This window comes from Burkholderia stabilis, assembly GCF_001742165.1.
Lineage (GTDB): Bacteria > Pseudomonadota > Gammaproteobacteria > Burkholderiales > Burkholderiaceae > Burkholderia > Burkholderia stabilis.
On record NZ_CP016442.1, the window covers coordinates 200,663 to 212,714 of the forward strand.

A 12,052-nucleotide genomic window follows, 5' to 3' on the forward strand; every position below is an offset into this window, starting at 1 on the left:
AGGTGTGCCACGGCACGGCCCCATCGACCGGGAACGCTGGTCTTCAGCACGCGGATCGGCTACCGTACAGCAGGATCACAACCAACCGGAGGCCACCCATGCTCAACGCACGTTTTCTCCCTGCAGCGCTGCTCGCGCTGGGCCTGGCGGCCAGCACGTCGAGCTGGGCGGAGCAGCCGATCAACACCACGAACATCAGCCCCGAGCTGTACGTCCCGAAGGTGCGCTCGCGCAACGGTCAGCCCCCGCTGGCCCATTGCCGGCAGATCAACCAGGAGGTGAACGGGCACATGGTCTCGCGCCGGCAGTGCATCACCCCGGCGTCGATCCCGCCGGACCGCGACGGGTCCTGACGGAACCGCGCCCACCAAGCAAAACGCCCGGCATGTGACCGGGCGTTTTTGCGTGGGGCGATCGCGGCTTACTTTTTGAGGCACCCGCCGGGCTTCCCGCAATGCGAGGCGATGAAGTCGGCCAGGCTGCGGGCCTGCTGCGCCTGGATGGTCCCCGGGGCCTTGCGCTCGACCTCGGTGGCCATCTGATCGGCGCCGGTGAGGATCTTCGCGCGCTCGGCGTCGAGCTGGGCCTGGGGCACCACCTGCGGCGGCGTCGGGAAGGGCACCGGCACAGGCGGCTCCACGACCACGGGCACCGGGGCCGGCTTCGGCAGGAGCGAGTTCAGCGCGACCACCCCGCCCACGCACACCGCCGTGATGGCCAGGACGGACCCGAGGATTTTCAAACGCCGGATCCGCTCCTCGCGCGGCAACACCTTGATCGGCGGCAACCAGAAAAAGAAAAACACGATGGACCTCCCCCCTGTTGTGGGCACCTGCGGGTGCGTTACTCACAGCTTAAGCGGGTACGGTCCGGTGTCAACTCAAGCCGTGCCAGGGTCCGTCTTGTTAGGTTGACGGGGACCCGGAAGCTGCTAGATCTGGACGTGCGCGACGGCCTTGGGCCGCGCGTCCGATCAACACGACCCCAGGAGGCAAACCACGATGTCCAAGGCTACGCAGGACCAACCCACCACGGCGGACGCACCCCCGGCCCGACGGCTCAGCACCGCGGAGGCGGCGTTGCTGCTCGGGCGCCACACGCAATCCGTCTCGCTCCTGGGCCGGACCGGGCGTTTGCCACGGGAGCGGGGCGAGAAGAAAGCCTGGACCTACGCCGAAGCGGACGTGCTGGCGTTGAAGGCAACCTTGGCCCCGCCGACCGGGACGATGAACACCGCGGAATGCGCCCGGTACCTCGGGCTGTCGACCGACAGGGTCGCGCAACTGGCCCGAAGCTCCAAGATCCCGTCGACCCGTGGCGGTAAGGGGCCTGGCAACGGTCGCCTCTTCACGCTGGCGGACGTCGAGCGGTACGCAGCCTTGCGGTCGGTGAGCATGGGCTTAGTGGCGGACACCTTGGCGCGCGACGCGCTGGATCGCCGCGAGCTGGCGCGCTTGCAAGCGCAGCAGCCGAAGGTCGAATCGGCTCCGGCGCGGTCACCCGCCCAGCGCTTCGTCCTCCCCGACGTCATGCGGAACTGGCCCATCCTGGACGATCGGGACCGCGCGCTCCGTCGGCCGGGGTATGGGGCGGGGGCGATCTGATCCAGGCGAAGCCGTGCCCAGGCACGGCTTGCGTTCCCCTGGGGGCCTGCTACGTTGGACGTAGGACACCAACGATCGCCAACGGAGGAGACCTTGAGCGACCCGACCACCCCCAGGATTTCGTGCTGCACCCCACCCGCGGCTTGCTGAACCAACCCGTGTCACGGTTGGTCACCTTCGGCAAGCCGTCCTACCTCCCGCCGGGCATGCTCAGCGCAGCGGTGGATGACCCCACGCCGGCCCGGGCTGCACCGCAAACCCCGGCCGCCCCGGTGGAGCAGGCGGAGTCGACCATCCTGGACTTCTTCGCGGTGATGCTGCTCAGCCACGTGGTCGGGTTCCTCGCGCATTGCCACCTGCTGGGCGAGGCCCTGGAAGTCGGCATCGAGGCGAACGACGCGTACCGCAAGGGTCCCGGGAAGGCATCGGCGCCGGACAAGCTCAACCGCAACGCGGTCCCCTCGAACGTCACCGAGTTCGGCCCACGGCGGATGGGCTGGCTGGCGCGCTCGCAGGTCAGCTTCGGCCGCCGGTGACCCCATGACCGCGCTCGCCCTCGACCCACGCGAGGCCGTGATCGCCGAGAACCCCGGCGTCCGGCCGCAGCTCGTGGACGACCTGATCTGGACGATCCGGCGCGGGGCGTTCGGGCCGGAGGTCCAGACGGTCTACAGCAGCATGGTGATGGGCGGCACGTTGCGCATCACCCCGGCGCTGCTCGACCTCGCGGGCGAGAAGGCCGGCGTCCTGCGGGCCCAGCAGGAGCGCGGCATCCTGGACCAGGTGGCGGACGAGGCGATGCTCACCCGGGCCGCCGAGGACGCTCAGGCGAGCACGGGTCAGGCCCAAGTTGCGCGGCAACGGGCGAGGCTTTGAGGCTGGACCCTGGCACACATCAGAACGTCATCGCAGTGTGCGATCATGGCGGCTCATCCTACAAAAACGACGAGGACTGCCCATGGCCCGGACCGACCGACCGCTCACAGCCGCCGACTTCCATCACCTGGTTGACAACGTTGCTTACGACCAGATCCTTATGGGGACGGAGGATAACTTGGCTTTGCAAACCGCCGGGAGCGGGTTGCGGCGTTTACGTGCCACCGTCTTGGCTGAAGGGCGGGCGGCCACGGTGAAAATCGTGGTCAAGAGCGGGGCGTCCAAGCGCGTGGCCGAGGCGATCGTGGACGAAGCGGCCAGGGAGGCGACGGTCCTCCCGCTCGAACTGCTCTCGGTACTGACGGTGGAATCCCAGCAGGAGAGGATCCGGCAGGTCCCAGAGGCGATGGTTTCGTACGAAACAAGCCGTTGGATCGACGGTGTGGACAACATCGACGATGACGAACCGGCATCGCTCCGCAGCACCGAGAGCCTGTTGGAGCAGGCCAGGCAGCGGGGCGATGCCTTCGCGAGTTTTCGCTTCCTCTTGATGGTGTCGAAACGTGTCCTTCGAGCCGATTGGGCGTTACGTGCAGCGTTCTACCTGCTTTCGAACGATCTGGAACGCGACCGCCAGGCCTACGGAGCCGGTGAGGGCTCGACGGAGGTTCGGCAGGTGTTTGACTTGGTGGGCAAGGTGCTCGATGGGTCGGCCACCGACAAGGAAACGGAAACGTTCCGCCAGGCGCTGCTCGCCCGGGTGGAACAAGCCAACGGCATGGAACCGGGTACCGTCCGCGACGCGTTGCGCGAGCGCACGCGAAAGGAAACGGTGGATCCGGATGAGATCGTGCGTTACTCGCACCGGGGCCCGGACGCGATGGTTTGGTCCACGACCCCAGACGGTCGACCGCATCTGATCGTCGGTTTCGCCAGCCCGTTGGCGACGATCGAAGAGGCGAAGGAGATCGGGTACACCATCGACGAGCGTTGGCGCGACCTGCCGATGACGGACGACGCTGACCTGCTGGTGGTCACCGCAGGCGTTTCTCCCGTGATGGAACCCAAACGCATGATGCTGATGGGCGAGGACGCCCAGCGTGTGGCGGCCTGGGCGGACGATGTGGCGGTCGTGCGTACGGCCAACGTGATGCTCGCCATGGTGGACCCGACGGTCGTTCCCGCGATGACGCGCGGCCAGGCTGCGTTCGCCGGGTGGTTCCAGGCGGCTCGGCCGGTCTTGTTCGACGGGACGTTCGCCACGACCTTGCAAGGGGCGATTGATCGACTGATGGCGGCTGGCTACCCACAACACGCGGGGCCCGGCTACGACATCATGGACCCAAGCGGGTATGGTCACCAGATCATGAGGCAAACCTTCAGCGCGTTGAACGAGTGGCCCTTCATACACCCGGAGTCGTTCCCCTATTTCGGAAAGAAGGAGGTCGTGGACTGGGTTGAGAAGTATCCGGTGTTCATGGGCGGTATGGCGAGTATGAAATCCTCCACGCGGTTGGCCCTCAGAGATTCGAGAAACGACGCCCTGGAAATGACCGAGGAGTCGCGTGCCAAGGTCGAACAGTCGATTCGGCAGCATCGAGCACACTTCGAAAACTCCCCGGGTTGACGCAACCTCGAATCCTGCTAAGGGTGGTGTATCCCGGCGACGCCGACTCACCATCCCATGGAGGACTTCGCATGAACACCCGTATCGACACCTTCAACAACGTCCGTGCCACGATGGCCGCGGCCGGCATCGGCGCGGACACCCAGGCCCACGGCCAACTGTGCGCCGACCACGCCAACAACCTCGTGGCCATGCTCAACGCGGAGGACAGCGGCACCTGGGCCCGGCTGGGCAGCACGTTCCTGACGGACCGCCAGGGCCAGCTCGGCGGCGACCTGAGCGAGTCGGCCCGCGCGCTGCACTGACCCGCTCGCGACCACCGGCGACAGCCAGCAGCCCCACCGCCTAGGTGGGGTTTTCGTTGGTTGCGGTCGGGCTCAGCGTGGCCCGTAGAGCTTTGCTTCGATGGCAGTCCCCGTAGCGTTTTGATCGTCGAACGGTAGCACGTCACCGCGCTGACGGACGCTCCGCCCACCCAGTGGCGTTGTATGCTGGTGGCCCACGAAACACGGGCATCACCAGCATGGCTCACACGAAGCTCACCATCGGCGGCAAGGACGTTTACATCGTCAGGGCGCACCACCACGTCCTGCAGGGCTGGGCGGAGGTGCGGCTCACACAGGGGCAGGCCGGCGCACCGGCGCTCCTCACGTTCGACCACCACACCGACACCCACGAACCTTTCCTCCGGTACCGCTACTGGGCGACCAGCCAGGGGCTGCACGACAACACCCAGGAGAAGGCAGCGATGCTGCCCGGGATGATCGCGGCGATCGACTGGAACAACGCCGCCACCGTGGAGGCAGCGATCGAGAAGCTCAAGCACGACGAGCACGTGCGCACCGCGATCCAGGCGGGGATCGTTTCCCGAGCGTTCGTCGTGAACCTTTCCGACGAGACCCATGCGGACGTCGCCGGGCACGTCTACTCGACCTGCTCGGGCTGCGCGTCGATCGCTTGCCAGAAGCCCATTCACGACGATCATTGCGTGCGGGCGCGTGCCGATCACGTGATCGAATCGATCCACCTGAACCACGAAATCGACCAACTCAACACCATGGCGCAGGCGGCCGGCGTGCCGGGCGTCGAAGCAGACCCCTACATCCTCGACATCGACCTGGACTACTTTCACACGGAGAAGGCGATCGAGCCGGATGACACGACGACCTTCTATCGGCTGGTGCAAAACGCGCTCGCAATCACGATCGCAACCGAACCCGCGTGCGTGAGGGAACTCCGGCTGTCGGGCTCCAAAATCACTGGGAAATCGCTCCTCGATCGGATGCTTAAGCACATCGACACCGCGCTGACCTGAGCGGTCCCGCCGACCTGCTCACCGCGCGGTGGGCAACCCCTCCCACTCGGTCGTGTAGTTCGGGGTCTTCGAGCTTTGGCTCATGTGCCAGGCCTGGTGGCCCTCGACGTTACCCACGCGCAGGGTCCCGCGCCCGAATCGGTCGTTCACGGCGTCCAGCGTGGCCATCAGGCGCTCGCGTCGTGGGGCGGGCCCGGTGAACAGATCGGCTTGCTCCACCGCGCGGTCCGTCAGGTCCAGCAGCATCACCCCCGCCTTGGCGTACCGGAACCCGGGCTTGTAGAGCTTGGCCAGCCCGGCGAGCGCGGCCTCCACCAGGCGCAGGGTGTCGGCGACCGGCACGGCCAGGGGCACCACCACCGCAGCGCTGTACTGCTTGTCCTGCTTGCGAAACGGCGAGGTCTGGATGAACACGTGGACCTGGGCCGCCTTCAACCCCTGGCGTCGCAGGCGCTCGGCCGCGGTGGCGGCGAAGTCGCGCACGGCGATCGACAGGTCCTCCTGCAGCAGCACCGGGTGCCCGAACGAGCGCGAGCAGATGATCTGCTTCTGGGGCTGGGCCTCGGCCTCGAACCCGTAACACGCGATCCCGTTCAGCTCGTGCACCGTGCGTTCGAGCACCACCGAGACGGTGGACCGGATGAACGACGGGCTGGCGCGTTTCAGGTCCAGCGCGGTGGCGATCCCGTCGGCCGCCAGGCGCTCGCGCAACCGGCGGCCCACGCCCCAGACCTCACCGACCTCGACCCGGCCCAGCAGCTCGTCGCGATCGCGCTCCGGCAGGGCGGTGAGGTCGCATACCCCGCCCCATGGGCGCCCGACGTTCTTCTTCGCCATGTGGTTGGCCATCTTGGCCAGGGTCTTCGACGGGGCGATGCCCACGCAGGTCGGAATCCCGATCCAGCGCAGGACGCGCTCGCGCATCATCTGGCCGTAGACCGTCAGGCTCCCGGCGACGCCCTGCATTCCGGAGAGGTCCACGAAGCACTCGTCGATCGAGTAGACCTCCTGTACCGGGCTGAACTGGCCGAGGATGGCCATCATCCGGGCGGACATGTCGGCGTACAGCGCGTAGTTCGACGACAGGGCCACCAGGCCGGCCTCCTGCACCAGGTGGCGGATCTGGAAGAAGGGCACGCCCATCTTGACCCCCAGGTCCTTGGCCTCCTGGGACCGTGCCACGGCACACCCGTCGTTGTTCGACAGGACGATGAGCGGGCGGCCGTTCAGCGCGGGCCGGAACACCCGCTCGCACGAGCAGTAGAAGTTGTTCCCGTCGACGAGGGCGAAGGTCGGCATGGCTCAGGCCCAGGTTCGCACCTTGGTGGCGAGCACCTGGCGCAGGTTCCAGGTCACCACGCCCCAGACGGTCATTTCCTGGGCGTCGGAGAACACGATCGGCGGGTACGCCGGGTTGGCGGCCACGAGCTTGACCACCCCGGCCCGGCGGTACAGGCGTTTGACCGTGAACTCCCCGTCCACGCAGGCGAGCACGACCAGGCCGTGCTTTGGCTCGATGGACCGGTCCACCACCAGCTTGTCGCCGGCCCAGATCCCGGCCCCGCTCATGCTGTCGCCCTCGACGTTGAACAGGAAGGTCGAGAGCGGGTTGAGCACCAGGACGTCGTTCAGGTCGATGCGGCGCTGGGCGTGGTCCTGGGCGGGGCTCGGGAAGCCCGCCGGCACGCGCGACAGCGCTTCGACGATGAAAAGAGCGGCCGGGTCCTCGGCGAGGGGGACGGGGTGGTTCATTCTGCTGGTCTGCCAAAATACTGTATGGATATACAGTTCCCAGTTTAGCAGGCAGGCCCAGGCACAGGGCGGGAGATTGCGGGAATCGTTTAGGGCACGACCCTGGCTTGCCGGGCGCGGCGCAGGTCGTCCAGGGTGGCGAGGATCCGTTCGTCCTTGCGCCCGATGCTGTTCAGGCGGATGTACTCGACGTCCTCCCAGAACCCGACGATCGCGGCGGCGAACCGGTCGAGCAGCTCTCGGGGGAGCACGGCCTGCTCGAACGACGGCGGGGGCGGTGGCCCGACGGGCGGGTTGTCGTCGGGCCAGGGGAACGGGTCCGACGTCCAGTTGGGCCACAGCCCCTGGTGGCTGCGGAACAGGGCGAGGGCGGACCGGCCGTCCCCGTGGCGGCACGCGTTGCCGACCTGTTGGAGGAGGTCGAGGTCCGCGTAGCTGGGGAAGGCGGTGAGGGGGATGCCCCGGAGTTCGAGCAGCAGATCGCTCAGCTCGGGGAGGGTCCCACCGCGCGCCGTCCGGCGTTGGCGCACGCTCTGGGGCCCGGGCACGATGCACGCGCTGATCCAGTTGCGGAGCTGGCGTTCCCACAGGGACTGGATGGAGAGGCAGAACGCCTGGATGGTCGCCTGCAACAGGGCTTCCCCGTCGGCGACGGCGAACATCCAGCCGCCCTCCTGGGTGGTGGCCCAGCGCTCGATGTCGGCGTCGATCGCCGCGAGGGCCGGGTGCACCACGTCGTTCAGGAACGCGCGGACCCGGGGGCGGTTGAGCGCCGACTGGACGTCCTCGAACTGCAGGCGGTCGTCCCAGCGGTGCGTGTCGACCGTGGTCATGCCGTCAACGCCACCGGCGACAGGTCGACGCTCAGGCGGTATTCCATGAGCTGCACGCGCGGGGCGACCTTGCCGGCGTATTTGAGCTTGTCGGAGATCGAGTTCGCCACGATCACCCCGGACACGGTCTTGCCCTTGGCCACGTGGTGCTCGATCCAGCCCATGTAGCGCTGCACCTGACCCAGCGCGGCGTCCGGGCCCCGGCCCAGTTTCAGCTCGAACACCACGAAGTTCCCATCACGGTCCAGGAACACCAGGTCCGCGGGCCCGCAGTCGGTCTGGTATTCAACGCCGTCCCGTCCGTCGGCGTCGACGAACAGCGTCAGCGGGCCGTGCGCGGTGGTGCTCGGCGGGTTGCGCGCCAGGTAGTCGCGCAGGTGGCTTTCCAGGGCGAACGCACCACCCCCGAACCCATCGTCCACCGGCTCGGCGGCGTCGAGGTCCAGCGGGGTGGCCACACCGTCGTTGGTGTCGTCCACGCGTCGGACCTTCAGGCCGTCCGGGGTGTCTTCGATCGCCCACAGGCCGTGCTTGTCCGGGTCGTACCACACCACCTTGCCCCGGTCGGTGGCGAACAGGAAGTCGTACCGGCCGTTGGCCAGGCGGGCCTTCTTGTTCTCCGGGTAGCTCACCCGACCGGCACGGTTCACCGTGCAAATGGCGATCTGGGCGTTGATGGTCGCCTGGTTCAGCTCGGGCCAGTCGCGCAGCAGGAGCTGCTTGATCTCCGCGTTGCTGGTCTCGCGACCGAGCGGCTGGACCGCGTCGCGGATGAGTTGCCAGATCGGCGGGCGTGGGGTGGTGGTGCTCACGGCTCGGGTCCTCGCGTTGGTCGTGTCGCCGGGCGTCGGGGCCAGGCAGGCAACGATTGAACCACGACGCCTCGCGCGGGCACCAGCGGAAAAGTGTTGCTCGGCGGCGCGCACCCGGGGCCGGAGGCCCGGGCGGGAAAACCGGTGCTGACGCCGTGGAGGCCGCAGGCGGGGTTCGTGCGCAGGAGCCTCCGGCTCCGAGGCCTTCACGGGGCACGGCTTGACAGACCTGGATCGGCCATTAGGTTGGGTATCAACCACGACGACAGGAGACCCAGCCGTGAAGCTCACCATCAAGGGACGACCCAGTGCGCAGGACTTGGCCAAGGCGCTGAGCGAAACGCTGAACACCCTCGGCATCGACCTCAACGACCATGAGCTGCGCGGCGCCACGGTCTACTTCAACCTCTACGATCGGGAAACCGGCTACCAGGCTCAGCCGATGTTCAACGGCGACGAGGTGGACGACGTCCTCTGGTTGCCGGGCGACATGCCGGACAAACAGCGGCAAAGCCTGGCGAACCGCGCGCCGGCGAACGCCCTGGTGATTTTCAGCCGACGCGAACCCCAGCGGCCGGCGCTGGTGGACCTGGCCGTGGTTGACGTCGAGGGGATCAACGTCGCATGACAAAGGGGTGCCTCGCAGCACCCCTCCACGTTCCACCCTCCCGTTCGACCTACACCGTCGCCGGCTGGGCGGTGGCAACCGGCACCATTGCCACGCGCGGCGTCACGACCTCCGGCACCAGGCGGAGCTGGTTGGGCGTGAACGAGCGGAAGCCCCCGGTCCATTGCTTGCCGCGGCGGTTGAGGAAGCGCCACGTGGACCACGACCGGAGCATGGCCTTGACCCGCTGGTGGTCCGCCGGGTTCTTCGCACGCACGACGTAACCCGACGCCCACAGGAAGCGCCCACCCAGATCCTCCGGCGTCACGTCCAGCGGCTCCATGGGACCCTTGGCCATGCACGGCACCAGCAGCAGGCGCTCGTTCGGGTCGAACGTGTAGAGCCCTTGCTTGCGCCCATAGGCATACCACGCCCCGTAGCCGCGCAGGTCCCCACCGTCGCGGGCGTGCAGACGGTCCCAATGGTCACGGAACCAGTTCAGCACCTCGGGCTCCATCGCCGGCTCCGGGAGCACGTTGAGCGACGCGTCGTACGGGCAGAGCAGGCGGTCGGCCCGCTGCGCGTCGGCGAGCGTCTTCACCTTCGTGAGCTTCAGGAACAGCGGGGCGGCGGCGAGCGGCAGGCGCACCGGGCGACCGTGGACGTTCGACGCGTGCACCGCGTCCCCGTCGACCGTCCAGTTCTCGACCGCGTACGCTTCGTTGGCGTTGGTGTTGACCCCCACCAGCACCTCGGCGAGGTCGCCCAGCGTGGTGGCCTCCGGGTCCACCGCATCGCCCGGCATCGCCGGATCGAGCGCCCATGCCGCCGGGCCCATGGCCTCCTCGCTCTGGCGGAACGCGACCGTCCACGGGGTGGTGCTCTCGTGCGGCATGTCCGTGCGGAACAGCACGGGCGCCTGGGTGGCCGGGCCGCTCACCACAATGGCGGTGAGGACGCTGGCCCCCTGCGGACCGAGGAAGACGCGGCGGTGCTCGAAATCGATCACCGAACGCACGCGCGGGCGCAACAGGACCCGCAACGCGGTCCCGGCCGTGGTCCGCATCCACGCGTTCGGGGCGATGATCACCGAGCGGGTGGACTGGCGTTGCGCCAGCTCGAAGAACGCTTGATACAGGTCGGCCGTCCCCTTGGCGCACGTGCTGAACGACGCGCGCACACGGGCGGCGTAGTCCGCCGGCAGCTTGCCCAGCCCCACGTAAGGCGGATTCGCGATCGTCGCGTCGAACGTGCGGTCCGACCAGCCGGCGAACAGAGCATCCCCGACGCGGGCGTTCAGCTCCGACGTCACCCCATGGCTGGCGAAGTAGGCGCGGTAGAGGTCCACGAGGTCCTGCACCGCCTGACCGTCCAGATCGCTGACGAACAGCTTTTCCTCGCAGTAGCGCGCGACCTCCTCGTGGGAGAGGCCACGGGCCAGCCAATGGTCGACCATGGCGAAGACCAGCGAGCCGCGACCGCACGACGGTTCCAGCACCGTTTCGTGGGGCTGCAGACGCGCGAGGTCGACCATGGTGCGGGCCAGCTCGAACGGGGTGTAGACGACCCCGCCGACCATGCGTCCTTGGGCGTCCATCCCCGACAGGCGGACCAGGTCGGCGATGCGCTCGTACACCGCCGGGATGGTCATGGGGGCGACGGCGGCGTCCATCGGAGCAACCACCAGCGTGGCCACCGGTTCGGCGAGGCCCGCAAACCAGTCGGAGGCGATGAGCAGGCGATCGACCACGTCCGTCTCGTAGGCCTGCACCATTTCACCGTTGGCGATGCTGGGGTTCCCGGCGACGCAGGCCTTGACCGGGGCCCAGTCGATGGCTTCGAAGACGGCGCGGACCTCGGCGACCCGGGTGCGGTCGATCACGCGCACGAAGCGGTGGGACCCCTGACCGAGGTGCTCGGCGTCGAGGTCCTTCACCCGGCCGGCGTGCACGCCAACGCGCTGGATCGCGAAGTCCGCGGTGTGGCGCTGGGCGTACGGCACGAACGCGAAATCCGCGTGCTTGGTGGGCAGCACGGTCAGCGGGCGCTGCTCCTCGCGGCGTTCCCACACCTGGAAGACCGTGGGCACTTCGGCGGGCTGGCCCTCGAAGATGAAGGCGTCGAGCGGCAGCACCTCCTCGTGGGCGAGGTGGAACGCGCGGTCGAGCTGGTTCTGGACCGACGGCTTTTGCCACGAGCGCGGGACGATGAACGCGATGCGTTCGGCGCCCAGCTCGGCGCAGCGGTTGAAGAACGCGACGTCGTGCTTGAACGGCGGGTTGCCGACCACCACCAGCGGGCGATCGTCACCGGCCGGTGGCGTCCAGCTCAGGAAATCCGCCTGGACGGCCCCCGGGCACTTCGGGTCGAGGTCGACCCCGAGGGCGTCCGGCGGGAGCAGCGACAGGAACGCGCCGGTGCCGCACGACGGCTCAAGCCAGCGCACGTCGCCGGACCAGCGGTCCCCGAGGTGCTCGGCGATCAGCTCGTCGAAAAGGCGTTGAGCGAGTTGGGGGTTGGTGTAAAACTGGTCGAGATCACGACCGACGTTGTTGTTGGAGGTCTTCACGAGGTCCGCTCCGAAGTGGGTGGACCTCTACTTTTTTCTCCCACACCTCCTTACCTG

General features: G+C 67.9%; 14 protein-coding genes. 8 read left to right on the forward strand and 6 right to left on the reverse strand.

What is annotated here, in order from left to right; genetic code table 11:
- The first annotated feature begins 98 nt into the window (after positions 1 to 98).
- On the forward strand, positions 99 to 353 hold the full coding sequence (locus BBJ41_RS00910; protein WP_069744914.1) for a hypothetical protein: 255 nt from the start codon (positions 99 to 101) through the stop codon (positions 351 to 353).
- 68 nt (positions 354 to 421) lie between these two features.
- Here the strand turns inward: BBJ41_RS00910 and BBJ41_RS00915 are convergent, their stop codons facing one another.
- Positions 422 to 805 carry a hypothetical protein gene (locus BBJ41_RS00915; protein ID WP_069744915.1) on the reverse strand — a complete coding sequence of 128 codons (384 nt, stop codon included), beginning with the start codon at positions 803 to 805 and terminating at the stop codon, positions 422 to 424.
- 196 nt (positions 806 to 1,001) lie between these two features.
- Here BBJ41_RS00915 and BBJ41_RS00920 point away from each other — a divergent pair, with 196 nt between their 5' ends.
- From BBJ41_RS00920 to BBJ41_RS00945, 6 genes are all read left to right on the forward strand, one after another.
- Positions 1,002 to 1,604, forward strand: coding sequence for a MerR family transcriptional regulator (locus BBJ41_RS00920; protein ID WP_069744916.1), 603 nt, complete (start codon positions 1,002 to 1,004; stop codon positions 1,602 to 1,604).
- 122 nt (positions 1,605 to 1,726) lie between these two features.
- Entirely contained in the window at positions 1,727 to 2,140 is a 414-nt protein-coding gene (locus BBJ41_RS40150; protein ID WP_156814713.1) for a hypothetical protein, read from the forward strand.
- A gap of 4 nt (positions 2,141 to 2,144) precedes the next feature.
- Positions 2,145 to 2,480: a hypothetical protein gene (locus BBJ41_RS00930; protein WP_069744918.1), complete on the forward strand. Its 336-nt coding sequence runs from the start codon at positions 2,145 to 2,147 to the stop codon at positions 2,478 to 2,480.
- 82 nt (positions 2,481 to 2,562) lie between these two features.
- The gene (locus BBJ41_RS00935) at positions 2,563 to 4,107 is read left to right on the forward strand and encodes a hypothetical protein (protein ID WP_069744919.1); all 1,545 of its coding nucleotides are present in this window, start codon (positions 2,563 to 2,565) and stop codon (positions 4,105 to 4,107) included.
- A 71-nt stretch (positions 4,108 to 4,178) separates the two neighbouring features.
- Positions 4,179 to 4,412: a hypothetical protein gene (locus tag BBJ41_RS00940; RefSeq protein ID WP_069744920.1), complete on the forward strand. Its 234-nt coding sequence runs from the start codon at positions 4,179 to 4,181 to the stop codon at positions 4,410 to 4,412.
- Between the two features lie 218 nt (positions 4,413 to 4,630).
- The gene (locus BBJ41_RS00945) at positions 4,631 to 5,422 is read left to right on the forward strand and encodes a peptide arginase family protein (protein WP_069744921.1); all 792 of its coding nucleotides are present in this window, start codon (positions 4,631 to 4,633) and stop codon (positions 5,420 to 5,422) included.
- 18 nt (positions 5,423 to 5,440) lie between these two features.
- Here BBJ41_RS00945 and BBJ41_RS00950 read toward each other — a convergent pair whose 3' ends face one another.
- The 4 genes from BBJ41_RS00950 to BBJ41_RS00965 all read right to left on the reverse strand — a co-directional run bounded on the left by BBJ41_RS00950 (position 5,441) and on the right by BBJ41_RS00965 (position 8,819).
- Positions 5,441 to 6,721 carry a Y-family DNA polymerase gene (locus BBJ41_RS00950; RefSeq protein WP_069744922.1) on the reverse strand — a complete coding sequence of 427 codons (1,281 nt, stop codon included), beginning with the start codon at positions 6,719 to 6,721 and terminating at the stop codon, positions 5,441 to 5,443.
- Positions 6,722 to 6,724: 3 nt separating this feature from the next.
- The gene (locus BBJ41_RS00955; protein ID WP_069744923.1) at positions 6,725 to 7,174 is read right to left on the reverse strand and encodes a LexA family protein; all 450 of its coding nucleotides are present in this window, start codon (positions 7,172 to 7,174) and stop codon (positions 6,725 to 6,727) included.
- An 89-nt stretch (positions 7,175 to 7,263) separates the two neighbouring features.
- The gene (locus BBJ41_RS00960; RefSeq protein ID WP_069744924.1) at positions 7,264 to 8,007 is read right to left on the reverse strand and encodes a hypothetical protein; all 744 of its coding nucleotides are present in this window, start codon (positions 8,005 to 8,007) and stop codon (positions 7,264 to 7,266) included.
- The gene (locus BBJ41_RS00965) at positions 8,004 to 8,819 is read right to left on the reverse strand and encodes an endonuclease NucS domain-containing protein (protein WP_156814714.1); all 816 of its coding nucleotides are present in this window, start codon (positions 8,817 to 8,819) and stop codon (positions 8,004 to 8,006) included. The genes BBJ41_RS00960 and BBJ41_RS00965 overlap by 4 nt, the downstream gene beginning before the upstream one ends.
- 280 nt (positions 8,820 to 9,099) lie before the next feature.
- Here BBJ41_RS00965 and BBJ41_RS00970 point away from each other — a divergent pair, with 280 nt between their 5' ends.
- Positions 9,100 to 9,447: a hypothetical protein gene (locus BBJ41_RS00970; RefSeq protein WP_156814715.1), complete on the forward strand. Its 348-nt coding sequence runs from the start codon at positions 9,100 to 9,102 to the stop codon at positions 9,445 to 9,447.
- 49 nt (positions 9,448 to 9,496) lie between these two features.
- On the opposite strand, the gene BBJ41_RS00975 is transcribed toward BBJ41_RS00970, so the two are convergent.
- A complete protein-coding gene (locus BBJ41_RS00975; RefSeq protein WP_069744926.1) occupies positions 9,497 to 11,995 on the reverse strand; it encodes an Eco57I restriction-modification methylase domain-containing protein in 2,499 nt (832 codons plus the stop codon).
- Positions 11,996 to 12,052: the final 57 nt, after the last annotated feature.